General features: G+C 68.8%; 22 protein-coding genes. 19 read left to right on the top strand and 3 right to left on the bottom strand.

From position 1 onward, the window contains the following. From AC4D2O_RS11680 to AC4D2O_RS11635, 10 genes are all read left to right on the top strand, one after another. A complete protein-coding gene (locus AC4D2O_RS11680) occupies nt 1-351 on the top strand; it encodes an AtpZ/AtpI family protein (protein ID WP_490907535.1) in 351 nt (116 codons plus the stop codon). A gap of 54 nt (nt 352-405) precedes the next feature. Then, nucleotides 406-1227, top strand: a complete 822-nt coding sequence (gene atpB / locus AC4D2O_RS11675; protein WP_490907534.1) for a F0F1 ATP synthase subunit A — start codon at nt 406-408, stop codon at nt 1225-1227. Nucleotides 1228-1302: 75 nt separating this feature from the next. After that, entirely contained in the window at nt 1303-1518 is a 216-nt protein-coding gene (locus tag AC4D2O_RS11670; RefSeq protein ID WP_019481292.1) for an ATP synthase F0 subunit C, read from the top strand. Nucleotides 1519-1568: 50 nt separating this feature from the next. After that, a complete protein-coding gene (locus AC4D2O_RS11665) occupies nt 1569-2135 on the top strand; it encodes a F0F1 ATP synthase subunit B (protein WP_490907533.1) in 567 nt (188 codons plus the stop codon). Further along, entirely contained in the window at nt 2135-2947 is an 813-nt protein-coding gene (locus AC4D2O_RS11660; RefSeq protein WP_490907532.1) for a F0F1 ATP synthase subunit delta, read from the top strand. Before AC4D2O_RS11665 ends, AC4D2O_RS11660 begins: the two co-directional genes overlap by 1 nt. Nucleotides 2948-3045: 98 nt before the next feature. After that, nucleotides 3046-4680, top strand: coding sequence for a F0F1 ATP synthase subunit alpha (gene atpA / locus AC4D2O_RS11655; RefSeq protein WP_490907531.1), 1635 nt, complete (start codon nt 3046-3048; stop codon nt 4678-4680). 92 nt (nt 4681-4772) lie between these two features. Next, entirely contained in the window at nt 4773-5666 is an 894-nt protein-coding gene (locus AC4D2O_RS11650; protein WP_490907530.1) for a F0F1 ATP synthase subunit gamma, read from the top strand. An 80-nt stretch (nt 5667-5746) separates the two neighbouring features. After that, nucleotides 5747-7210 carry a F0F1 ATP synthase subunit beta gene (atpD, locus tag AC4D2O_RS11645; RefSeq protein WP_490907529.1) on the top strand — a complete coding sequence of 488 codons (1464 nt, stop codon included), beginning with the start codon at nt 5747-5749 and terminating at the stop codon, nt 7208-7210. Nucleotides 7211-7215: 5 nt separating this feature from the next. Next, on the top strand, nt 7216-7509 hold the full coding sequence (locus AC4D2O_RS11640) for a F0F1 ATP synthase subunit epsilon (protein WP_104049690.1): 294 nt from the start codon (nt 7216-7218) through the stop codon (nt 7507-7509). 10 nt (nt 7510-7519) lie between these two features. Beyond that, a complete protein-coding gene (locus AC4D2O_RS11635; protein WP_490907528.1) occupies nt 7520-7951 on the top strand; it encodes a DUF2550 domain-containing protein in 432 nt (143 codons plus the stop codon). 25 nt (nt 7952-7976) lie between these two features. Here AC4D2O_RS11635 and AC4D2O_RS11630 read toward each other — a convergent pair whose 3' ends face one another. Together AC4D2O_RS11630 and nucS are read right to left on the bottom strand one after the other, a co-directional pair. Further along, complete coding sequence (locus AC4D2O_RS11630) at nt 7977-9188, bottom strand: N-acetylglucosamine-6-phosphate deacetylase (RefSeq protein ID WP_490907527.1); 1212 nt, start codon at nt 9186-9188, stop codon at nt 7977-7979. Between the two features lie 53 nt (nt 9189-9241). Continuing rightward, complete coding sequence (gene nucS / locus AC4D2O_RS11625) at nt 9242-9937, bottom strand: endonuclease NucS (protein ID WP_490907526.1); 696 nt, start codon at nt 9935-9937, stop codon at nt 9242-9244. A 77-nt stretch (nt 9938-10014) separates the two neighbouring features. On the opposite strand from nucS, the gene AC4D2O_RS11620 reads away from it, so the two are divergent. Both AC4D2O_RS11620 and AC4D2O_RS11615 read left to right on the top strand, forming a co-directional pair. Beyond that, complete coding sequence (locus AC4D2O_RS11620; RefSeq protein ID WP_490907525.1) at nt 10015-10338, top strand: Rv1322 family protein; 324 nt, start codon at nt 10015-10017, stop codon at nt 10336-10338. 52 nt (nt 10339-10390) lie between these two features. After that, nucleotides 10391-11197 carry an alpha/beta hydrolase gene (locus AC4D2O_RS11615; protein ID WP_490907524.1) on the top strand — a complete coding sequence of 269 codons (807 nt, stop codon included), beginning with the start codon at nt 10391-10393 and terminating at the stop codon, nt 11195-11197. Nucleotides 11198-11200: 3 nt separating this feature from the next. Here the strand turns inward: AC4D2O_RS11615 and AC4D2O_RS11610 are convergent, their stop codons facing one another. After that, the gene (locus tag AC4D2O_RS11610; protein ID WP_490907523.1) at nt 11201-12520 is read right to left on the bottom strand and encodes an AI-2E family transporter; all 1320 of its coding nucleotides are present in this window, start codon (nt 12518-12520) and stop codon (nt 11201-11203) included. Nucleotides 12521-12753: 233 nt separating this feature from the next. Here AC4D2O_RS11610 and AC4D2O_RS11605 point away from each other — a divergent pair, with 233 nt between their 5' ends. From AC4D2O_RS11605 to AC4D2O_RS11575, 7 genes are all read left to right on the top strand, one after another. After that, nucleotides 12754-14487 (top strand): DUF8094 domain-containing protein, encoded by a 1734-nt coding sequence (locus tag AC4D2O_RS11605; RefSeq protein WP_490907522.1) that lies wholly within the window; start codon nt 12754-12756, stop codon nt 14485-14487. A 49-nt stretch (nt 14488-14536) separates the two neighbouring features. Next, a complete protein-coding gene (locus tag AC4D2O_RS11600) occupies nt 14537-15493 on the top strand; it encodes a co-chaperone YbbN (protein ID WP_490907521.1) in 957 nt (318 codons plus the stop codon). 66 nt (nt 15494-15559) lie between these two features. Further along, nucleotides 15560-16669 (top strand): NADH:flavin oxidoreductase/NADH oxidase, encoded by a 1110-nt coding sequence (locus AC4D2O_RS11595; RefSeq protein ID WP_490907520.1) that lies wholly within the window; start codon nt 15560-15562, stop codon nt 16667-16669. A 62-nt stretch (nt 16670-16731) separates the two neighbouring features. Continuing rightward, a complete protein-coding gene (locus AC4D2O_RS11590) occupies nt 16732-17541 on the top strand; it encodes an ABC transporter ATP-binding protein (RefSeq protein WP_490907519.1) in 810 nt (269 codons plus the stop codon). Beyond that, nucleotides 17523-19088 (top strand): transporter, encoded by a 1566-nt coding sequence (locus AC4D2O_RS11585; protein ID WP_490907518.1) that lies wholly within the window; start codon nt 17523-17525, stop codon nt 19086-19088. Before AC4D2O_RS11590 ends, AC4D2O_RS11585 begins: the two co-directional genes overlap by 19 nt. Before the next feature lie 240 nt (nt 19089-19328). Further along, nucleotides 19329-20015 (top strand): DUF6318 family protein, encoded by a 687-nt coding sequence (locus AC4D2O_RS11580; protein WP_490907517.1) that lies wholly within the window; start codon nt 19329-19331, stop codon nt 20013-20015. A gap of 209 nt (nt 20016-20224) precedes the next feature. Then, nucleotides 20225-20983 (top strand): PKD domain-containing protein, encoded by a 759-nt coding sequence (locus tag AC4D2O_RS11575; protein WP_490907516.1) that lies wholly within the window; start codon nt 20225-20227, stop codon nt 20981-20983. The last annotated feature ends 193 nt before the right edge of the window (nt 20984-21176 follow it).

Genomic DNA, 21176 nt, shown 5'->3' with positions numbered 1-21176 from the left:
ATGGCGGAGCGTCCGGCAGCCGGGCCGGGAGCAGACGGCGACCCCGCGGCGCACAACGAGCAGGCCCGTCTCGCGAACGGCGGTTACAACGCCGGCATAGCAGTCCTCAGCTACATGATTGGCGGGATCGCGGTGTGGAGTTTGATAGGCTGGGGGCTGGATAATCTCCTCGACACGCGCTGGTTGGTGCTGGCGGGAGCGTTCTTAGGTGCAGCAGGGGGTTTCTACCTCTCCCACATGCACAACCTCACCCGGAACCACACCCGAGTCCGCAGCGCGGATCCCGGGCGACCTCCGGTGCCGAGGACGGACCCGAGTGACTCCCCACAACTCAACGAGTCGGACCAGTAACGCTGCGACCGAACAGATCTTGCCCAACGATGGACACTGCAGAGAGGAAACGCGTTGATCGCGCTTGCGCTCCCGGCCGCAACTACCGAAGAGGGATTCGTAGCCCCGACTATCGAGGACACCCACCCCCGGGACATCCTGCCCTGGGGTGACGCCTACGGAGTCTGGTTCGACCCCGGCTTCGGCAAGCAGATGCTCATGGTCATCCTGTCCGTGGTCCTCATCGCCGCCTTCTTCCTCGTCGCCTCGCGGCGCCGCCAGCTGGTCCCCGGCAAGATGCAGTTCCTCGGAGAGTCCGCGTACGGGTTCGTGCGCAACTCCATCGGCAAGGACATCATCGGCGGGCGCGACTTCCTGAAGTACGTGCCCTGGCTCTTCACCGCCTTCTTCTTCGTGCTGGTGAACAACATCTTCGGTGCCATCCCGTTCCTGCAGCTGCCGAGCTTCTCGCACCCGGGCAGCGCCTACGCCATCGCGGCGATCTTCTACCTCCTCTGGGTCGGCATCGGCCTCAAGAAGCACGGCCTGCGCTACTTCAAGCTGGCCGTCGTCCCGTCGGGCGTCCCCTGGTACATCCTGCCGATCGTCGTGCCGATCGAGATCATCTCGAACTTCATCGTCCGTCCCGTGACCCACTCGCTGCGACTCTTCGCGACGATGCTCGCCGGCCACCTCATCGTGACCCTCGCCGGCTCCGCCATCGAGTACATGGTCTCCACCGGCAACATCCTCCTGCAGGGCACCAGCGTGCTGGTCCTCGCCGGCGCCGTGGCGATGTACATGCTCGAGGTGCTGATCATGGTCCTCCAGGCCTACGTCTTCACGCTGCTCGCCGCGATCTACATCGAAGGCGCGCTGCACGCCGACGCCCACTGATTCACACACGTCTTCCCCGTCGGGGATGATCCCAAACAACCTGTCGCATCCGAGCGGCATCTTGAAAGGAACACAATGGAAGTACAGGGTAGCCTCAACCTCGTTGGATACGGTCTCTCCGCAATCGGCGGTGGTATCGGTGTGGGTCTCGTCTTCGCGGCCTACATCAATGGCGTCGCTCGCCAGCCTGAGGCACAGCGTGTCCTCCAGCCCATCGCCTTCCTCGGTCTGGCACTGACCGAAGCCCTCGCGATCCTGGGCCTCGTCTTCGCCTTCGTCATCGGCGCCTGACACAGCCGCCCTGACCGACCGAAGACCAGTTGAAGAAAGACGGGTGAAAAATGCTTAACGCAGCAATCATGGCGGCGGAGGAGGGCTCCAGCCCCCTCGCGCCGAACTGGTGGGAGTTCCTCGTAACGCTGGTCGGCTTCGCCGTGCTGATGTTCATCGTCATCAAGTTCGTCATGCCGGCGTTCGAGAAGACCTTCGCCGAGCGCACCGCCGCGATCGAAGGTGGCATCGCCAAGGCGGAGGCCGCCCAGGCGGAAGCCAACGCGGCACTGAACGAGTACAAGCAGCAGCTTGTCGATGCTCGCACCGAGGCGAACCGCATCCGTGAGGAAGCACGTGCCGAAGGCGCGCAGATCCTCGCGGACCTCAAGGAGAAGGCCGCCGCCGAGTCGGCGCGCATCTCCGAGCAGGCGCACGTCCAGATCGAGGCCGAGCGCCAGGCTGCAGTGGTCTCGCTCCGCGCCGAGGTCGGGACCCTCGCCACGGATCTCGCCAGCCGTATCGTCGGGGAGTCCCTCGCCGACGACGCCCGCTCGTCGCGCGTCGTCGACCGCTTCCTCGCGGACCTCGAGACCTCCTCGCACGGCGTTTCGGATCGTGCAGGTGCGGCGAAGTAATGGCAGGTGTATCGAGCGTCTCCCTGGCCACCGTCCGTGAAGGTCTGGAGTCCCGGCTGCCGGGTACCACCCTGGCCCTCGCGGAGGACCTGTTCGGCGTCCTGGCGATCCTGGACAGCAACGCCGGTCTCCGGCGTGCGCTGACCGATCCGTCACGCACCGGCCGGGACAAGGCCGTGCTGGTGGACCAGCTCATCGCCGGCCGGGTGTCGCCGGAGGCCGCGAGCGTGGTCAAGGACCTCGTCAACGAACGCTGGGCCAACGCCCGCGACATCGGTGACGCCCTGGAGACTCTCGCCGCGACCGTCGTCATCGCCGTGGCCGAGCAGGGCCGCGGAGCGGAGGGCCTGGACCAGCTCGAGAACGAGCTGTTCTCCTTCATCCAGGTGGTCGCCTCGAACCACGCCCTGCAGAGGGCGCTGTCGGAGGCGCAGGCCACGCCGGAGTCGAAGGTCGCCCTCGGCCTGAAGCTCGTACCCCAGGCGGGTGCTGCCGGCAGGCTCCTCATCGCGCAGGCCGTCCGCGCCCCGCGCGGACTCAAGCCCGCAGCCCTCGTGCAGCGGTTCCTCGAACTCGTCGCCGCACGCCAGCAGCGCTGGATCGCCAACGTCAGCGTCACCCGTCCGCTGACGGCAAGCCAGCTCGCTCGCCTGGAGTCGGGCCTGAACGCCATGTACGGCCGTGAGCTCAAGGTCAACGTGAAAGTCGACCCTTCACTCATCGGCGGAGTCCGTGTCAGCGTTGGAGACGAGATGGTCGACTCGACCGTCATCACGCGTCTGTCCGAACTCCGCCGCACGTTGGCGGGATAGGCGTCCGCGCCTGTCCCACCGGAGTTCCACCCACAGAATCACACCCAGGTCGCCACGCACCCCATGGGGACCAACAACACAGGAGAGCAGGGACTGAGATGGCCGAATTGACCATCAACGCCGAAGACGTACGCAGTGCGTTGAACGACTTTGCGGCGTCCTACGAGCCCGGGAACGCGGAGCGCGTCGAAGTCGGCCGCGTCTCCACCGCCAGCGACGGTATTGCCCGTGTGGAGGGTCTTCCCTCCGTCATGGCCAACGAGCTGCTGCGGTTCGAGGACGGCACGCTCGGACTCGCCCAGAACCTCGACACGCGTGAGATCGGTGTCGTCGTCCTCGGTGACTACACCGGGATCGAAGAAGGCCAGGAAGTGCACCGCACGGGCGAGATCCTCTCGGTCCCCGTCGGCGACGCCTTCCTCGGCCGCGTGGTCGACCCCCTGGGCCAGCCCATCGACGACCTCGGCGAGATCGTCGCGGAAGGCCGCCGTGCGCTCGAGACGCAGGCCCCCGGCGTCACGCAGCGCAAGTCGGTGCACGAGCCGATGCAGACCGGCCTCAAGGCCATCGACGCGATGATCCCCATCGGCCGCGGCCAGCGCCAGCTGATCATCGGCGACCGGCAGACCGGCAAGACCGCCATCGCCGTGGACACCATCATCAACCAGCGGGAGAACTGGGCGTCGGGTGACGTGACCAAGCAGGTCCGCTGCATCTACGTGGCGATCGGCCAGAAGGCGTCGACCATCGCCGCCGTGCGCCAGACCCTCGAGGACAAGGGTGCGCTGGAGTACACGACCATCGTCGCGTCTCCCGCCTCCGACCCCGCCGGCTTCAAGTACCTCGCCCCCTACGCCGGTTCGGCCATCGGCCAGCACTGGATGTACGGCGGCAAGCACGTCCTCATCGTGTTCGACGACCTGTCGAAGCAGGCCGAGGCCTACCGTGCGGTGTCGCTGCTGCTCCGCCGCCCGCCGGGACGCGAGGCCTACCCCGGCGACGTGTTCTACCTGCACTCCCGCCTGCTGGAGCGTTGCGCCAAGCTCTCCGACGAGCTCGGTGCCGGTTCGATGACGGGCCTGCCCCTCATCGAGACGAAGGCGAACGACGTCTCGGCGTACATCCCGACGAACGTCATCTCCATCACCGACGGCCAGATCTTCCTGCAGTCGGATCTCTTCAACGCCAACCAGCGTCCCGCCGTGGACGTCGGCGTGTCGGTCTCCCGCGTGGGTGGCGCCGCCCAGGTGAAGTCGATGAAGAAGGTCTCGGGCACCTTGAAGCTCGATCTCGCCCAGTACCGCGACATGCAGGCGTTCGCGATGTTCGCCTCCGACCTGGATGCGGCCTCACGCCAGCAGCTGACCCGCGGTGCGCGCCTGATGGAACTGCTCAAGCAGGGCCAGTACTCCCCGATGCCGGTGGAGCAGCAGGTCGTGTCCATCTGGGCCGGGACGAACGGCTACCTGGACGACGTGCCGGTGGAGGACATCCGCCGCTTCGAGTCCGAGTTCCTGGAGCACCTCGGCCACAAGTCGCAGATCCTCAACACCCTCGCCCAGACGGGCAAGCTCGAGGATTCGACGGCGGAAGAGCTGAAGACCCAGATCACGGACTTCAAGCAGGGCTTCTTCGGGGTCGGCGCCGACGGTTTCGGCGCGGGCCACGAGGAGCACCAGGCCATCGACGCCGAGTCGGTCGAGCACGAAAAGATCGTTCGACAGAAGCGCTAGAGGACCTGTTGCCGGGAGGGGCCATGCCCCTCCCGGCCGGCAGGACCCTGGCCTGATCGCCCCCCGACGCGGGGGCGGAGGAAAGGACAAGAATGGGAGCCCAGATCCGGGTCTACCGCCAGAAGATCGCCTCGACCACGTCGACGCGGAAGATCTTCAAGGCGATGGAGCTGATCGCGACGTCGCGCATCGGCAAGGCACGTACGCGTGTCGCTGCGGCCCAGCCGTACGCCAACGCGATCACCCGGGCCGTCTCGGCCGTGTCGTCGCAGTCGGAGATCGACCACCCGCTCACCACGGAGCACAGCGAGGTGCGGCGTGCCGCCGTGCTGGTGATGACCTCAGACCGCGGCCTCGCAGGCTCGTACTCGGCCAGTGCCCTCAAGAAGGCCGAGGGTCTCTTCGAGGCCCTCCGCTCCGAGGGCAAGGAGATCCAGTCGTTCCTGGTCGGACGCAAGGGGCAGTCGTACTTCGACTTCCGCCAGCGCGACTACGAGAAGGTCTGGACGGGCAACACGGATGCTCCCGAGTTCGAGACCGCGCGTGAGGTAGGCGAGGCCCTGCTGGAGACCTTCCTCAAGGACTACGAGGACGGCGGCGTGGACGAGATCCACATCGTCTACACGAAGTTCCGCTCGATGGTGGTCCAGGAGCCGGCCGTCCTCCGGCTGCTCCCGCTGGAGGTCGTCGACGAGCAGGTACCCCAGGACGGCGAACTGCTGCCCCTGTACGAGTACGAGCCGGAGCCCGAGCAGGTCCTCGACGCGCTGCTCCCCAGGTACATCGAGTCGCGCATCTTCGCGGCGATGCTGCAGGCTTCGGCCAGCGAGCTCGCAGCCCGCCAGCGGGCCATGAAGTCCGCCGGTGACAACGCGACGGAGCTCATCAAGAAGTACACGCGTCTGCGCAACACCGCCCGCCAGGCGGAGATCACCCAGGAGCTCTCGGAGATCGTGGCCGGCGCGGACGCGCTGAACGCGTCCTGACGCCCCACCCGCCCGGGTCCTCGCGGATTCCGGGCAGCTAGACTTAGTTCCACGCCATCTACGTAAATGAAGTGAGAGAGATGACTGCCCAGACTGTTGAGCACGGTACGGACTCAGTTGCCCCCGGCGCCACCGGCCGTATTGCACGTGTCATCGGCCCGGTTGTCGACGTCGAGTTCCCGGCCGACGCAATCCCCGCCATGTACAGCGCGCTGACCACCGAGATCACCCTCAACGGTGTGACGCGCCTGATCACCTTCGAGACCTCGCAGCACCTCGGCGACAACCTCGTCCGCGCGATCTCCCTGCAGGCGACCGACGGACTCGTCCGCGGCACCGTCGTACAGGACACCGGATCCCCGATCACCGTTCCCGTCGGCGACGGCGTGAAGGGCCACATCTTCAACGTCCTCGGCAAGCCCCTCGACGTCGAGGAGTCCGCACTCGAGATCACCGAGCGCTGGCCGATCCACCGCGCGGCTCCGAGCTTCGCCTCGCTCGAGGGCTCCACGGAGATGCTCGAGACCGGCATCAAGGTCATCGACCTGCTGACCCCCTACATCAAGGGTGGGAAGATCGGCCTGTTCGGCGGAGCCGGCGTGGGCAAGACCGTCCTCATCCAGGAGATGATCACCCGAGTCGCCCGTAACTTCGGTGGCACCTCCGTGTTCGCCGGTGTCGGCGAGCGCACCCGTGAGGGCAACGACCTCTGGGTCGAGATGGAGGAGGCGGGCGTCCTGAAGGACACCGCCCTCGTGTTCGGCCAGATGGACGAGCCGCCGGGAACGCGCCTGCGCGTGGCGCTCTCGGCCCTGACCATGGCGGAGTACTTCCGCGATGTGCAGAACCAGGACGTGCTGCTGTTCATCGACAACATCTTCCGGTTCACCCAGGCCGGCTCGGAGGTGTCGACCCTCCTGGGCCGCATGCCGTCCGCCGTGGGCTACCAGCCGAACCTGGCCGACGAGATGGGCCTCCTGCAGGAGCGCATCACCTCGACGAAGGGCCACTCGATCACCTCGATGCAGGCCATCTACGTCCCTGCCGACGACTACACCGACCCGGCTCCGGCGACCACGTTCGCGCACCTCGATGCGACCACCGAGCTCTCCCGCGAGATCGCGTCCCGTGGCCTCTACCCGGCCGTGGACCCGCTCGCGTCGACCTCGCGCATCCTGGATCCGCAGTACATCGGGCACGACCACTACAACACGGCCGTGCGCGTCAAGCAGATCCTGCAGAAGAACAAGGAACTGCAGGACATCATCGCGATCCTCGGCATCGACGAGCTCAGCGAGGAGGACAAGGTCGTGGTCGCCCGCGCGCGCCGCATCCAGCAGTTCCTCTCGCAGAACACCTACACCGCCAAGCAGTTCACCGGCGTCGAGGGCTCGACCGTCTCCATCCGGGACACCATCGAGGGCTTCTCGGCGATCTGCAACGGCGACCTCGACCACATCGCGGAGCAGGCGTTCTTCAACGTCGGCGGCCTCGACGACGTCGAGCGCCAGTGGGCCAAGATCCAAGAGCAGACCGGTAAGTAACGCCGATGGCATCGAACGGTGAACTCGAGGTCGAAATCGTCGCGGCCGACCACTTCGTGTGGTCGGGCGCGGCGCGCACCGTCAACGCACGCACCAGCAACGGGCAGATCGGGATCCTTCCCGGCCACGCCCCCATCCTGGCGATCCTCGAAGCCGGTGAGCTCTCGGTGGAACCCGTCAACGGTGAGCGACTGGTGGTGGGTGTGGACGGTGGCTTCTTCTCGGTCGACTCAAACCGCGTGGTGATCGTGGCGGACAACGCCAGGGTCGGCGGTTCGGTGACTCCGGAATCCGTCTAGGGTTCCCGGCGTGGAGGCTCTCGGTGTGACGTTCATCTGCCTAGCGGTCGTGTTCGGCCTGCTCGTGCTCGTGATCGCCGCGTTCCTCCTCCGCCGCTACCAGCTGGGCCGCGCGCTCGGCACCTTCGACGCCTCCATCCGCTTCCCTCCCCGGGGATGGCGGGTGGGGGTTTGTCGTTACACGGAAAAGAACCTCGAATGGCTCAGCCTCATCTCGCTGAGCCCCATCCCGAAGTTCCGCTTCCTCCGCAGCTCCCTCGAGGTGGTGGGGTGGCGTGCCGCCACCGAGGCGGAGAAGGCCAGCATCCAGCCGGGTGCGATCATCGTCCACCTGACGCACGACGGCGAGGCCTTCGACATCGCCATGAGGTACGACGTCTACGCCGGTCTCTCCTCCTGGATCGAGGCCGGCCCGGTCATCGGCATCGGCACCTGGCGCTGACCCCGCACGGCTGACCTGTCGACGCTCAGTCGAGCTCGAGCGGCAGGACCCAGCGCCCCGCGCGGAGCACGCCCCTCAGTGCGAGGTCGGGGGACACCACGACGGCGTCGGCCCGCAGCCCGCTGCGCAGGCTCCCCACCTCGTCGGCCAGGCCCAGCACGCCTGCCGGGACGCTCGTCGCGGAACGCACCGCGTCGGCCACGCCGACCCCCGCCCCCACGGCGCAGCGCACGACGTCCAGCAGGCTCCCCGCGCCGCCGGCCAGCCCGCCCGTCGAGGTCAGCACCGCGGCATCACCCACGACGGTCACCTCCCCGTGTCCCAGCTGGTACGTCCCCGACGTGCGGCCCGCGGCGGCGGTCGAGTCGCTGACGAGGCAGATGTTCTCCGCCCCCGCGATGGTGAATGCCATCCGCACGGTCTCCGGGTGCAGGTGCACGTTGTCCGCGATGAGCTCGACCGCGATCTCGCCGGCGCGGGCGCGCTGCAGGAGCAGGGGCACCGGGCCGGGGGAGCGGTGGTGGATCGCGGGCATCGCATTGAACAGGTGCGTGGCCATCGGTCTTCCGCTGAACCCCTCGAAGCCGGTGGAGGCGAGCTCCTCGTTGATGAGGTCCAGCGCCCCACCGGTCTCCTCGGTGGAGCTGTCCGTGTGGCCGATCGACGGGATGACCCCGTGCATCACGAGTTCGTAGACCAGGACGTCGCTGCCCGGTAGTTCAGGCGCGTACGTCATGGACGTGAGGTGCCCCTGGCCCGCAGCAACGAGCCGGGCCACGTCCTCCTGCGTCGGCAGGAGCAGGAAGGCGGGGTCGTGCGCTCCGTTGCGCTCCTTGGACAGGAAGGGTCCCTCCGCGTGGATCCCGGCCACGAGCCCCGCGTCCGCCGCAGCGGCGAGGCGGCCGAAGGCGGACTCGAGCTCCTCGAGAGGTGCTGAGCACGTGCTGGCGAGCAGCGTCGTCGTGCCGCTGCGGTGGAGGTGCGCCGCCGCCGCTTCGATGTCGGCGGCGGACCCGGATGTGAAGTCGCCTCCGTCCGCCCCGTGGCAGTGGAGATCGATGAGCCCGGGGAGGATGAGGAAGCCCTCGGGCAGGGGCTCCGCGGAGGGGTCGGCCTTGCCCGCGCCCGCCGAGACGATCCGTGTGCCGTCCCAGCGGAGCACGCCGTCATCGATGATCCCGGCTTCGGTCACCAGGCGTCCGGAAAGGGCAGTGGGCGTTCCGCTGGAGTGGGCCATACTCCGATTCTAGGCCGTCGCCCTGTGCGGGCCCCGGCGGACCGGACGGCGGGCTAGAACAGGCGGGAGGCGCTGTCGTCCACGCCGCGCATCGCGTCGTAGTCCAGGGTCAGGCAGTCGATGCCCCGGTCGGTGGCGAGGACGCGGGCCTGCGGCTTGATCTGCTGCGCGGCGAACACGCCGCGCACCGGCGCCATGATCGGGTCGCGGTTGAGCAGTTCGAGGTAGCGCGTGAGCTGCTCGACGCCGTCGATGTCCCCGCGCCGCTTCAGCTCGATGGCCACCGTGCGCCCCTGGGCGTCGCGCGCGAGGATGTCCACGGGACCGATCGCCGTCATGTACTCGCGTCGGATGAGCGTGGATCCGGCGCCGAGGAGCTCGATCTGCTCGGCGAGGAGCCGCTGCAGATCGGCCTCCACACCGTCCTTCACGAGGCCCGGATCGACGCCGAGGTCGTGGGCGGACTCGTGCAGGTGCTCGCGGATGTTGATGACCAGCCGGTCGTCGCTCTTGGCATGCTGCACCGTCCACACCTCGGTGATGCCCTCGGCACGGTCGGCGTCGTCGGGCTCGCTGACCCGCAGGGTCGCGGGAGGGCTCATCCAGTTCAGCGGCTTGTAGGAGCCGCCGTCGGAGTGCACCAGCACGGAGCCGTCCGCCTTCACCATGAGCAGACGGGTGGCCAGCGGGAGATGTGCCCTGAGCCGGCCGATGTAATCGACGGAGCAGCGGGCTATGACGAGACGCACGTCGAAGATTCTACCGGGTGCAGGACCGCCGGCTGCCCGGTGCGCGGCCGTGCCGCAGCATCGGGCACACTGATGGGGTGCCCCGTTCCAATCGTCCCAGCCGCCCCCGCGGGTCCTCGCGGTCCAAGTGGTCAGCGCCGCCGGAGCCGGATCTCGAGCGCACGCGGCTCGGTTCGCCGCTGCGGGAGTCGGCGCCCGACGGCGAGTGGTCGGTGCGCCGGATCACCGAGCGGAACGCGGCCAAGACCTACACCTGCCCGGGGTGCAACTCCTTCATCCTGCCCGGGATCGCGCACCTCGTGGTGTGGCGGGAGGACTCGCTGTTCGGTGCCGAGACGGCTCTCGCGGACCGCAGGCACTGGCACGTGCGGTGCTGGCAGACGCGGAGCTTCCGCTACTGACGCGCGCCCCGGCGGGACGGCGACGGCGGCGCGCCCGTCCTAGACTGGGAGGATGCCCAGCGACCCGTACACCTTCACGCCGAACGACGAGGCGATCGAGATCCGCGCGGCGACGGTGCTCCCCGCCGACCGGCGCGACATCGAGCTGCACACCGCCGACGGCCTGACGCTCGTGGGCGAGTTCGCCGCCCCCGCCGGCGGCCGTGCGCCGCGGGCCACGCTCGTGACCCTCCATCCCCTGCCAACGCACGGCGGCTTCATGGACTCGCACGTGTACCGGAAGGCGTCCTTCCGGCTGCCCGCCCTGGCCGACATCGCCGTCCTGCGGTTCAACACGCGCGGCACGTGCTCGCCGCGCGGCTGCAGCGAGGGCGCGTTCGACGGCGGCGACGGCGAACGGCTGGACCTCCAGGCCGCCGTCGAGTGGGCCGTGGCGCAGGGGCTCGAGCACATCTGGCTCGTGGGCTGGTCCTTCGGGACCGAGCTGTGCCTCAAGTACGGCGCCCAGGACCCGGTGGCGGAGCTGATCGAGGGGGCCATCCTGCTGTCTCCGCCGCTCCACCGCGCCGTCGACGCCGACCTCGATGCGTGGGGGGCCAGCGGGCTCCCCCTGAAGGTGCTCGTCCCCGAATTCGACGACTACCTGGTCCCCGAGGACGCCGAGCGCCGGTTCGCCCGCGTCCCCCAGGCGGACGTGACGGGCGTGGACGGCGCGAAGCACCTGTGGGTGGGGGAGAAGTACGCGGCGCGCGCGCTTAACGAGATCGTCGGCGTCGTGCGTCCGGACCTCGACCTCCCCCTGCCGGCGCGGTGGACGGGACCAGCCGCCGTCGCACCCTCGGCGCCGACGGGCGGCTGACGGCTACTGGCTGTCCTGCCGTGCGATGAACACTTCCTTGAGGAGCAGCATCACGGCTGCCGCCGTCGGGATGGCGATCAGTGCGCCGAGGACGCCGAGGAGGCTGCCGCCGGCGATGACGGCGATGACGGCGACCGCCCCGGGCACCGCGACGGCGCGCTGCATGATGCGCGGGGAGATGAAGTACGCCTCGAACTGCAGGTACGCCACGTAGGGGATGGCGAACAGGAGGGCGGTGTGCCAGCCGACCGTCAGGGCGATGAGGCTGACGATCACCGCGGCGATGGCGCCGCCCACCAGCGGGATGAACGCCAGCAGCGCGACGACGAACGCCAGCAGCACGGAGAACGGGACATCGGCGATCGACATCACGATGAACGCGAACGTGCCGTTCAGCAGGGCCACGCAGGCCTGACCGATCACGTACATGCCGACGCTGCGCGTGATCTCCTCGGAGAGGACCTCCACGCGGGGTCTGCGCGAGCGGGGCGCGAGCCGGTACGCCCACCTCTTGATGGACGGCAGGGACGCCAGGAAGTAGAGCGCGAGGACCAGGATCACCAGGGAGCCGAACAGGCCGTTGATGATCACTGTGCCCACACCGAGGACGCCGCCGAAGATCCCGCCGACGGCCTCGCTGTTGGCGAAGAACTTGTCGATCTCCGAGACCACGCGGTCGCGGACCTGGAACTGCTGGTCGAGCGTCGTGAAGAACTCCGAGTTCAGGAAGTCGTCGGCGTACCCCGGGGCGCGCTCCACGATCTGGGAGGTCTGGCTCACGATCGTCGGGATGAGCAGCGCGAAGAACCCGGCCACGATGCCCACGAGGACGGACAGGGCCACCGCGATGCCCGCCGGGCGCGGCACGCCCTTCGTCTCGAGCCACCGGACGATCGGGTCGAGCCCGAGGGCGATGAAGAGGGCCGCCCCGATCCACACGAGGAGCTGACCCACGTTGGTGATGATGAAGAACGCCAGCAGCGCGAGCCCCACGCCCACGCTCATCATGAAGCCGAAGTGGATGGGGTGCGCCCTCATGCTGCGGCGATCGGGGCTGCTGAACTTGAGGCGCTCGTCGGCGAGCGACACGTCGGGATCGACGACGACGCCCACGGGTTCGCGTTCGGGCGGGAACTCGAAGCGGGGCCGCGGCTGCGCCGTCGGCAGGGACTTCCGGGCGAGCGAGAACAGGGAGCGCATGGTCGGCGGCGGCGGCGGCGTGCCGTTGCCCGGTGCAGCTGCGGGCTGTGTGTCCTCGCCGGTCCCGGGTGGCTCGGGCCGCGGGAGCGGCTGGTCGAGCGGGACTTCCTGGTGGTCTGTCAACGAGAAGCTCAGCTTTCGAAAGTGCGGTGCGTGTCCGGCGGGTGGGTCGACTAGCGAAACCCTAACAGCCGGGCACCGCCGAGGACGGTCTTGACGGGCCGCCTGGAACGGGGCCGCGGAGGAACTTCGTTACCATTGGGTGACTATTCCCGATGGCCCGTCGCCGCATGCGCCGGGCCATCGGAGCGGAAGGGGCCGGGAGGTCCGCAGCAACGGACGACGATAGGCAACCAGTGCGCGGAAAGACAGCAGTACCGATCATCGTGGCAGGGCTCCTGCTGATGCTCCTCGGCATCGGCCAGCGGACCCTCTGGGCGCCCGCGGAGACGGTCACCGCGAGCGTCGCACAGGGTGCCGATGCGGCACCCGTCACCGTGATCGAGCCCGGAGCCCGCGGCGACGCCGACGGGTCGGTCGAGGTCACCGTCGAGGCGGACGGTCCCTTCACCCTGGCGATCGGTCGCGCGTCCGACGTCGAGGCCTGGGTGGGCGATGCCGCGCACCTCGCCGTCACGGGTGTCACCGACGAGACGCTGTCCTCCGAGTACACCGACGGTGAGGACTCCGTCCCCGACCCGAGCGGCAGCGACCTCTGGATCAGCGAGGAGCCCGGCGACGGGTCGCTGACCTACCGGTGGAGCGAGCCCGTGGAGGGCGACTGGTCCATCCTGCTCGCCGCCGACGGGGAGACGCCCGCACCCACGCAGGTCTCCATCACGCGCCCCAACGACCAGGCCACGCCGTTCGCGCTGCCGCTGATCATCGGCGGAGCGCTCGTCGTCGTCCTCGGCATCGCGCTCCTCTTCGTCCCGCCGCGCAACCGGCGGGGCGCGCAGGCCACCGAGGCTGCCGAGGGCACCCGGGCGTATGCCCGCCGGCACGCCCAGGCCGGCCGGTCGGTCGGGGCCTCGTCGATCGCCGCTCCCGCCCTGGTCCTCACGGGCCTCGTGGCCGGCGGATCCCTGCTGGGGATCGCTCCCGGGATGGCGACCACGACGCCGTCCCCTACAGCCACTGCGACCCCGGGCGCCTCGTCGTCCGCCGCTCCCGGCGCGCCGTCCGCGGGCAGCGAGGCCAGCGGCCCGCCCGTCGTCCTCGCCGCCCAACTCGAGCGGATCCTCGCGGCCGTCGCCTCGACCGTAGCCGACGCCGACGCCGCCTCCGACGCCCGGCGGCTGGCCCCGCGCGTCGACGGCGCCGCGCTCGACCTGCGGACCGGTTCCTACGCCGTCCGCGCGAAGGACGGACAGGCCGCCGCCCCCGTGCCGGTCGCCGCGGAGCCCGTGCTGCTGGACATGATCCCCACCGACGCCGAGTGGCCCCGTACGGTCGTGGCCCTCACCCAGAGTGACGACAACCCGGTGCCGCAGGCCCTCCTGCTGGTGCAGGAGACCCCGCGCGCGAACTACAAGCTGACCTCCGCGGTCCAGATGCTGCCCGGCAGCACCTTCCCCTCCCCGCCGGCGCCCGGCGCATCGGCTCCCGTCCCGCTCGACGACGCCGGGAAGCTCGCCAAGGCACCCCAGGACGCCGTCGCGTCGATCGCCGACTTCCTCACCAAGCCTGCCGGCGCCAACGCCGCGACCTTCGAGGAGAACTCCTTCTCCGAGGCCATCACCGAGTTCCAGGCCGGCGTCGTCGCCGACCCGGGCAACAAGGCGGCCACCATCACCTTCACCCACCAGGCCCAGGGCGAGCGCACGCAGGCCCTGCCGACGGGCGACGGCGGCGCGATGGTGTTCGGCTACCTCACCCACACCTACTCGAGCGTCCCGAAGGGCCGTGGAGACACCATCGACCTGAAGGGCACGGTGTACGAGTCGCTGACCGGCAGCGACACCAGCGACAAGGGCATCGACGTCAACTACGGCGAAGCCGTGATGCTGTACGTCCCCCCGGCCGGCAGCGACGATAGGATCCGGGTGACCGGCGCAGCGCAGCAGCTGCTGTCGGCGAAACTCCGCTGACCCGGAATCCACGAGCATCCCTCCCAGGCAGCCAGAGAAAGGCAGAGCATTGTCCACACCACCACAGCGGGGCGGAATGCCGCCGTCCACCATGAACCTGCGGGGAGCGGTGGACCTGTCCGCGCTCAAGGCGCGTGCCGACGCCGCCGCCCGCCCCGCCGCGGCACGCCAGCCCTCGGCAGGGCCGAGCCCGTACGTCGTCGAGGTGACCGAGCAGACGTTCCCGCAGCTTGTGCAGCTCTCGACCCAGGTGCCCGTGGTCGTGAACCTCCGTGCCACCTGGAGCGAGCAGTCGAACCAGGTGACCGCCGTCCTCGAGGCGGCCGCGGTGGAGTTCGACGGCCGCATCCTGCTCGCCAACGTGGATCTGGAGGCCCAGCCGCAGATCGCCCTGGCGTTCCAGGCCCAGGGGGCACCGACCGTTGTCGCCGTGGTCAAGGGCCAGCCGGTGCCGCTGTTCGAGGGTGCCGTGCCCGAGCCCCAGATCCGCGCGTACCTCGACGAACTGCTGAAGGTCGCGGAGGCCAACGGCGTGACGGGTACGCTCAACGACGGCGCCGGGCCCGGCCCGGCAGCGCCCGAGGAACCGCAGCTGCCGCCCCTGCACCAGGAGGCGTTCGACGCCATCGAGGCCGGCGACTACCCGGCCGCTGCCGCCGCCTACCGCCGCGCGCTGGCGGAGCAGCCCGCCGACGCCGACGCGAAGGCCGGACTCGCGCAGGTGGAACTCATGCAGCGCGTGCAGGACGCGGACGCCGCCGCGGTGCGGCAGCGCGGCGCCGACGAGCCGGACGCCGTCGACGCACAGCTCGCCGTGGCCGATCTCGACCTCACGGGCGGCCATGTCGAGGACGCCTTCAACCGCGTCGTCGCCTTCATCGGACGGACCGCGGGCGAGGACAGGGAAGCCGCGCGCAAGCGCCTGCTGGAACTGTTCGACGTCGTCGGCGTCACCGATCCGCGCGTCGCGAAGGCCCGGAGCGCCCTCGCACGCGCCCTCTTCTAGCAGGACCCCGCCGCCGGTCGCGGCGCTCCTCCCCGCACGCACCCCGTTCGACCACCAGAGGATGGCATGACTCCCGCAGTTCCCGCCGGCACGCCCGGCCTGTTCGACCCGATCACGCTCCGTTCGCTGGACCTGCCCCACCGGGGCTGGGTCGCCGCCATGTGCCAGTACTCGTGCGATCCCGCCACGGCTCCCGGCGTGCCCACGGACTGGCATCTCGTGCACCTGGGTCAGTTCGCGACAGGGGGCGCGGCGCTGATCATCACGGAGGCCGCCGCGGTGAGCCCCGAGGGCATGATCAGCCCCCGCGACGCCGGCATCTACACGCAGGAGCAGGCCGACGCCTGGCGCCGCATCAACGACTTCGTCCACGAGCACAGCGCGGTCGGGACGAAGACCGCGGTGCAGTTGGCGCACGCCGGGCGGAAGGCCTCCACGTACTGGCCCTTCAGCGGGAAGCACGACTCCGTCCCGGAGTCCGAGGGCGGCTGGCAGACCGTCGGGCCCACCGACGAGGCCTTCGGCCGGTACGCTGCGCCCCGTGCCATGACCGAGGAGGACATCCGGAAGGTCATCCGCGACTTCGGTGCGGCCGCCGCCCGCGCTGTCGACGCCGGCTTCGACACCATGGAGATCCACGGTGCCCACGGGTACCTGTTGCACCAGTTCCTCTCCCCGCTGGTCAACACCCGCACGGACGGGTGGGGCGGCTCCGAGGAAGCCCGCTTCCGGCTGACGCTCGAGGTGATCCGCGAGGTCCGGCGCGTCATCCCCGCCGCTATGCCGCTGCTGCTGCGCATCTCCGCGTCCGACTGGACCGAGGGCGGGATCGACGGCGCCGTGTCGGCGCGGCTCGCCAAGCGTGCCGCCGAGGAGGGCGTCGACTTCGTGGACGTGTCGTCCGGCGGAGCCGTCCCTGCAGCGTCCATCCCCGTGGGCCCCGGCTACCAGGTGGCGCTCGCGGAGGAGGTCCGGACTTCCGGCGTGCCGACCGGCGCCGTCGGCCTCATCAACGACCCGCGCCAGGCCGACGACGTCATCCGCGAGGAGCGGGCCGACGTCGTCCTCATCGCCCGCGCCGCCCTGCGCGACCCGCACTGGTGGATGCGCGCGGCGGACGAGCTCGGCCACGACCTCGTCCCCGCGCCCCAGTACGAGCGGGCAGGAGGCTTCTGACCTGCTGCTTCTCCTCCTTTGGGATGACGAGGAGCGAGAGCGCGCGTTGCTAGCGTGACAGCATGAGTTCCCTCGTGCCACCGCCGACCGATGAGAACGATCCGCAGGCCGGGGCCGGTACGGCCGCACTGAGCATCCGTGGTCTCGCCAAGCGCTTCGGAGAGAAGATCGCCGTGAACGGGGTGACCCTCGAGGTTCCGACGGGCTCCTTCTACGGGCTCGTGGGACCGAACGGCGCCGGCAAGACCACCACCCTCTCCATGGCCACGGGCCTGCTCCGGCCCGACTACGGCCAGGCGCTGGTGCACGGCGTCGATGTCTGGGCGCAGCCGCTCGAGGCGAAGAAGCTCATGGGCATCCTGCCCGACGGCGTCAGGCTGTTCGACCGGCTCACGGGCGAGCAGCTCGTCACCTATGCGGGACTGCTGCGCGGCATGGACCGCGAGACCGTGCTGGAGCGCACCGGTGACCTGCTGCGCGCCCTCGACCTCACGAACGACGCCGGGACGCTCGTGGTGGACTACTCGGCGGGCATGACGAAGAAGATCGCGCTCGCCTCGGCCCTGATCCACGCACCGAAGCTACTCGTCCTCGACGAACCGTTCGAGTCCGTCGACCCCGTCTCGGCCGCGAACATCCGCGACATCCTGGCAGGCTATGTGCGCTCCGGCGGCTCGGTCATCGTGTCCAGCCACGTGATGGACCTCGTGCAGCGCATGTGCGACCACGTCGCCGTCATCGCGGCGGGCACCGTCCTCGCCGCGGGAACCGTGGACGAGGTCCGGGGCGACGCGACCCTCGAGGACCGCTTCGTCGAGCTCGTCGGTGGCCGCAGCACATCGGAAGGGCTGTCGTGGTTGCGGACCTCCTGAGACTCAAGCTCCTCCTGCTGCGGAATTCGCTCAAGCGCAGCACGGGGCAGCTCGTCGGTGTGATCCTCGGCGGACTGTACGGGCTGGGACTCCTGGTCCTGCTCATGATCGGCCTGGTGCTGCTCGGCACCGCGGAGCTCGAGGTCATCAGGACCGTCCTCGTGATCGGCGGCTCGGCGGCCGTGCTTGGCTGGATCCTCATCCCCATCGCGGCGACCGGCATCGACATGACGCTCGACCCCGCGCGGTTCGTTACCTTCGCGATCCCGATGCGCCAACTGCTCGCCGGTCTCGTGCTGGGCGGCCTCGCGGGCATCCCGGGGCTGGTCACCCTGATCGCAACGCTGACGCAGGTGGTCACCTGGATCCGCTACCCGGCGGCCGCCCTGACAGCCCTCGTCTGCGGTCTGATCGCCGTCCTGCTGTGCGTCGTGGCCTCGCGGCTCGTGACGACGGCGGTGTCCTCGATGACGGGCTCCCGACGCTTCAAGGACGTCAGGGGAATAGTCGCCTTCATCCCCCTGATCTTCCTCGGTCCGATCATCGGGGGAGTGACGGCGGGGTTCCAGAGCTCGCCCGGGTTTGCACTGACCCTCGCCGATTTTCTCGCCTGGACGCCGCTCGGTGCGCTGTGGGCGGCACCGGCGGATGTGGCCGCGGGCAGCATCGGTCCGGCGATCCTGAAGTTCCTGATCGGGACGGCCACACTGATGCTGTTCCTCGTGCTGTGGAGCCGCGGCCTCACCCACGCCCTGGTCACGCCTCCCTACAACGCCGTCACGAAGCGGGCGGGCGGGAACCTCGGCTGGTTCGCCCGGTTCCCGGCGACCCCCGCGGGGGCCATCGCGGCGAGGGCTCTGACCTACTGGCTCCGCGACCCGCGGTATTCCGCGTCCCTCGTGGTGATCCCGTTCGTCGCGGTGCTGCTGTACTTCTCGGGCGGAGGATCGGGCACGGCCTTCGCCTTCCTCGGGCCCCTCACCGCGTTCCTGCTCGCATGGTCCATCTCGGCCGACATCTCCTACGACAACACCGCCTTCAGCCTGCACGTCTCCACCGGCGTCCGCGGATACGACGACCGTCTGGGCCGGGCCGTCGCACTGATGGTCTTCTCGCTGCCGGTCACCCTCGTGTTCACGGTGGTGCCGTTGCTCGTCACGGGCCGGACCGAGGATCTGCCCGTGATGCTGGGTCTGTCGCTCGGCCTGCTGCTGACTGGCGCGGGCCTGTCGAGCGTCGTGTCGGCGCGCTACACCTACAACGTCCCTCTTCCCGGCGAGAGCGCCTTCAAGACGCCGCCGGGAACGAACTTCACCATGTTCGCCGTCCAGTTCATCGGATGGTTCGTGATGCTGCTGCTGGCGTTGCCCGAGATCGTCCTCGCGATCCTCTACTTCGTGACCGGTGACGCGCTGTTCGGCTGGCTGACCGTCGTGGTCGGGCTGGTGCTCGGCAGTGTGCTGTTCGTGGTCGGCGTCAGGACGGGCGGCCGGTGGTACGACCGCAGGGCTCCTGAGCTGCTCCTGGCGGTCTCTGCCAACCGCTGACCCCTGACCGTCGGGCTCGAGCCAGCCCTGGTGCCCCCCTGAAGATCGTGCACCTGTCCATACCCGCGCTGCACCTGGTGGCCGTCCGGGCGCTGGCGGCGGGCGGGCATCAGGTGCAGCTCCTCCCAGGTTCCGGGTCGTCCGGCCGGATTCGCCTGTGCACAACCTGTAGCACCCGGGCCTCATGGGGCTATGCTGAGGGCCATTCCGGTCGCCGGACGCCTGTGATGGGGGAGTTGCATGGTCCTTGTGCGTGCAGATGGTCATGGTCGCCGTCGTCGAGGGGTAGCGCCTCTCCTGGCCGGTGCGGTGCTTGCGGTGCTGTTCCTGGCCGGATATCAGGGCGATCCGGATCCGTCCGTCCAGCCGAGCCCTGACTCTTCGTCGACTTCCTCCGCGGCGCCTTCAGTTTCTGCCACACCGTCGGCGTCCGCTTCCTCGAGCCGTGAGCCGTCGCCTGCATCGTCGGCCGGTCCGGCGGCGAACATCCCGGTGCCCGTGAAACCCGCGCTGGCGGACGAGAACTCGGCCGAGGGGCTCGAAGCGTTCACGAAGTACTGGTTCGAGCTGTTTTCCTATGGCTACGAGACCAACGACTGGGCGCCATTCGAAGCCGTGACGGACCCGCGGTGTGAGACGTGTTCGAACACGGTCAGCGCGGTCAAGGATGTCTACGCGAATGGCGGATGGGTCTCTGGAGCCAACTCCGACGTCACTACGTTCAGCACCGATTTCCTGACGAACACAGAGGGATCAATTGGCTCTTATGTAGAAGTGGTTCAAGGGGCATCGAAAACTTACTCGGCCTCTGGCGAGGTCGAAGCCGACGCGCCAAAGGGAGACCCCAATTTCAATGCAATTTTCTCAGCTCATCTAGAGGGCCGTTGGGTAATGCTAGATTTCGGTGCACCTGAAGGTACACAGTAATGAAATCCCTATTGGTACGCGTCATTTTCATGGTTACCGTTTTCCTACTCTGCACTCCTTCAGCGGCGGCGTCAGGTAGAGGCAACGACATCCGATTCGACGGCGACACAGCAACTGCAAAGGTTCGAGATACAAGTTCCTTTGACAAGAAAGCACTAGGAGGCAGACCCGACGCTCAACCGGGCAGCGTTGCAAAAGAGGTGCCAGCCATGTTGCCCATGGACGACGGCATCGAATACACCTACGTCCGGGCCTGCACAGCCGGGGTCGGTGAGGCCCTCGACCCGGCGACCTGCCCACGAATTAACGCGCGTTGCGCTGTCCGTGAGGGTGGCGTATTGGTGAACTGGATCGAGGTCAACAACAACACGCAGCCGGCAACACGGACGCCGACAGGCCGGACCTCGTGTATGTACCCCGGCGAGCCGCCGCAACTGCCGGTGGAGGGCGCGGCAGTGCCGGAGGAAGCGCCCATCGTTATCAGTCTCGAGGAGTTCCAGAAGCAACCGGTGCTGGCGGCGACGATCCTGTCACAGCCCTCGAACTTCGGGTTACGTAACGCCCACTCGAACATCTATGCGCAGGCTCAGGAGCAGGAGTTCACGTTCGACTTCCAGGACGCCTCGATCGTGCTCAAGGCGCGGCCGGTGTCCTACCGATGGAACTACGGTGACGGCTCCAGCATGACGACCATCACGCCAGGCGGCCCTGTCATCGAGAACGCTTTCAACACGCCCACGACTACGAGCCATCAGTACGCTCAGACAGGGGACTTCCAGGTCACGGTGACCACGTTTTTCGCCGGGGACTATTCGGTGGACGGCGGACCGTTCCAACCGGTCGCCGGGGAAGCTGCGGTCGTGTCCGCGCCGCATCTCATGAGTATCTGGCGAACGCAGTCCCACCAAGTGAGTCAGGACTGCTTGGAGAATCCGACCGGCATCGGCTGCCAACCACCCACGCGCTGATCGCCCGCCAGCATCGACTGGTTCCTCCAGCCGGGGGCCACCCTTCGACGAGTCCTACCGCGCCGCCAGGTCCTTACCTCCTGCGCTCCGGAGGGCAGGCGGTCAGAAGGGTGGTGGGTCGGGGGTGGTGGTGTAGGTGCGGCCGGTGGGGGAGGTCGCGGTGAGGGTGCCTGGGCTGCTGGGGGTGCTGGGG

The organism is Arthrobacter sp. TJ-238 (assembly GCF_058269215.1).
Note: the sequence above shows the minus strand (reverse complement) of the source record. Positions and strands in the feature narration are given on the sequence as shown.

What these genes read in the sequence shown, in the direction of transcription:
- AC4D2O_RS11680 (WP_490907535.1), top strand. Translation starts at nt 1, where the DNA reads ATGGCGGAGCGTCCGGCAGCCGGGCCGGGAGCAGACGGCGACCCCGCG.
- AC4D2O_RS11670 (WP_019481292.1), top strand. Translation starts at nt 1,303, where the DNA reads ATGGAAGTACAGGGTAGCCTCAACCTCGTTGGATACGGTCTCTCCGCA.
- AC4D2O_RS11665 (WP_490907533.1), top strand. Translation starts at nt 1,569, where the DNA reads ATGCTTAACGCAGCAATCATGGCGGCGGAGGAGGGCTCCAGCCCCCTC.
- AC4D2O_RS11660 (WP_490907532.1), top strand. Translation starts at nt 2,135, where the DNA reads ATGGCAGGTGTATCGAGCGTCTCCCTGGCCACCGTCCGTGAAGGTCTG.
- atpA (WP_490907531.1), top strand. Translation starts at nt 3,046, where the DNA reads ATGGCCGAATTGACCATCAACGCCGAAGACGTACGCAGTGCGTTGAAC.
- AC4D2O_RS11650 (WP_490907530.1), top strand. Translation starts at nt 4,773, where the DNA reads ATGGGAGCCCAGATCCGGGTCTACCGCCAGAAGATCGCCTCGACCACG.
- atpD (WP_490907529.1), top strand. Translation starts at nt 5,747, where the DNA reads ATGACTGCCCAGACTGTTGAGCACGGTACGGACTCAGTTGCCCCCGGC.
- AC4D2O_RS11640 (WP_104049690.1), top strand. Translation starts at nt 7,216, where the DNA reads ATGGCATCGAACGGTGAACTCGAGGTCGAAATCGTCGCGGCCGACCAC.
- AC4D2O_RS11630 (WP_490907527.1), bottom strand. Translation starts at nt 9,188, where the DNA reads ATGGCCCACTCCAGCGGAACGCCCACTGCCCTTTCCGGACGCCTGGTG.
- AC4D2O_RS11615 (WP_490907524.1), top strand. Translation starts at nt 10,391, where the DNA reads ATGCCCAGCGACCCGTACACCTTCACGCCGAACGACGAGGCGATCGAG.
- AC4D2O_RS11595 (WP_490907520.1), top strand. Translation starts at nt 15,560, where the DNA reads ATGACTCCCGCAGTTCCCGCCGGCACGCCCGGCCTGTTCGACCCGATC.
- AC4D2O_RS11590 (WP_490907519.1), top strand. Translation starts at nt 16,732, where the DNA reads ATGAGTTCCCTCGTGCCACCGCCGACCGATGAGAACGATCCGCAGGCC.
- AC4D2O_RS11580 (WP_490907517.1), top strand. Translation starts at nt 19,329, where the DNA reads ATGGTCCTTGTGCGTGCAGATGGTCATGGTCGCCGTCGTCGAGGGGTA.
- AC4D2O_RS11575 (WP_490907516.1), top strand. Translation starts at nt 20,225, where the DNA reads ATGTTGCCCATGGACGACGGCATCGAATACACCTACGTCCGGGCCTGC.